2 protein-coding genes are annotated in these 1505 nt (G+C 62.8%); both read right to left on the reverse strand.

Features of this window, described 5'->3' with window-relative positions; all coding sequences use genetic code 11:
• On the reverse strand, positions 1-276 hold a 276-nt coding region (locus VJ307_09875), incomplete at its 3' end, for a hypothetical protein (GenBank protein HJX74450.1).
• Positions 277-306: 30 nt separating this feature from the next.
• Positions 307-1505: DUF3943 domain-containing protein (locus tag VJ307_09880; protein HJX74451.1), on the reverse strand; the 1199-nt coding region annotated here is incomplete at its 5' end.

Raw genomic sequence — 1505 nt, forward strand, 5'->3', positions numbered from 1 at the left:
CGTTGCTTCGTTGGTTTCCTTGCTTCGCAGGTCGTCCTGGTACTTGTTGCGGATATACCGATCCATCCCCGTGTTGGCGAACACGGCGGCCCCGGCAACACCGATTCCGAGCTTTGTCAGGTTCGCCCGATCCAGGTAAAAATTCCCGAAGTCCGTTTTTACGGCTTCGATGCTCCGTGAAATCGCCCCGTTATCCTCCGCGACACATCGATGACCGAGGGGGAGAAGCCACACGGCCAATACAAGACCGGTTCGGAGAAAGATGGCTTTCGCCATTATTCCCTTCGCTTTCCGCAGCATCCGGCTTTAGCGGCCCTCGATTACGGCAGGCCGCCACTCGACGGCGCCGAACCGGGAGTCGCCGAGGAAGTTGTAGGCGATGCTCCAGGTTCCAACCGTCTGGTGACTATTGGGGACAATGGAAGAGGACGCATCCCGGTTCGACATGACGTACTGGATCCCGAGCGCGTGGCGTTTGTAAACGCTCACGGTGAACGACGCGTTCCCGCGGAAGATGCGCTCCGATCCATCCTGCTGGGTGGCACCGAAGCCGCTGATAGAGTACTCGCGTCCCGTCACGTCGAACATGGCCTTGTCGCCGAAGATCAGGCGGGCCGCGAGAAGCCCCTGCACTGCCCCGCCGTAGTGGTAGTCGCGGTCCTCGCTGGCGCGGACGGTACCGCCCGCGCCGTATCCGATTCCGCCGAGCGCCGAGCCTTGAAGTGCGATCGCACGCGAGAGCCACCACTGGCCGCTGGTGCCGAGGGAAAGGGCCGTGCTGGAGACGCGGAAGACCTGCGGCGAAATGTAGTCGAAGCTCCCGTAAAGGCCCCACACCCCGCGATAGTTGTCGCCTGCCTCGTATTTCTTTCCGAAGAGGAGGCCGCGGGTCATGATGTTTTCGAAGGCGCTCCTGCCGGAGACGGCGGTGAATTGGAAGTGGAAGTAGTCGAAAGGGCGATCATAGGTGTAACCGTTTTTCCCGGGGAGCCCGTAGGAGAGGGAGTAGTCTCCGGTCACCTCGGTCCGGTCGACAGGGACATTGCTGATGCCGGCCACGTGGTCGGTCATGCTCGTGCCGAGCCGCAGGCGCGTGAAGGTGGCCGGGTTGTGGCTCGGGAACACCCCTTTGAACCGGTCGCCGAAAGCGAGGCGGTTGAAGCCGGTTGGGGGCGAGAGCACCGCCGCGCCCAGCTCGCGCCAGAATCCGGGGTTATCGCCGCCGTCTTCGAGCACCAGGCTCGCCAGCCGGAAGAGCGGCTCCCCCAGGAAACTCCCGCCGATGCCGCTCGCGACCTGGTCATTGATGGAGGGGGTCGTGGTCTCCCCGGCCACCTCCCAGACAAAGCTGCCCAGGAAGGTATAGGCGGACGATTCCCAGAAGCCGATGCCGGCCGATCGCGCGAATCCCTGATAGACGGCTCCCTGATAGGGATGCTGGATCTGGTTGATCTGGAAGTTATCGCCGTCGAATCCCCAGGGGCCTTTGGTGAGGTGCCTCCAGA

Source organism: Candidatus Deferrimicrobiaceae bacterium (assembly GCA_035256765.1).
Classification (GTDB): domain Bacteria; phylum Desulfobacterota; class Deferrimicrobia; order Deferrimicrobiales; family Deferrimicrobiaceae; genus CSP1-8.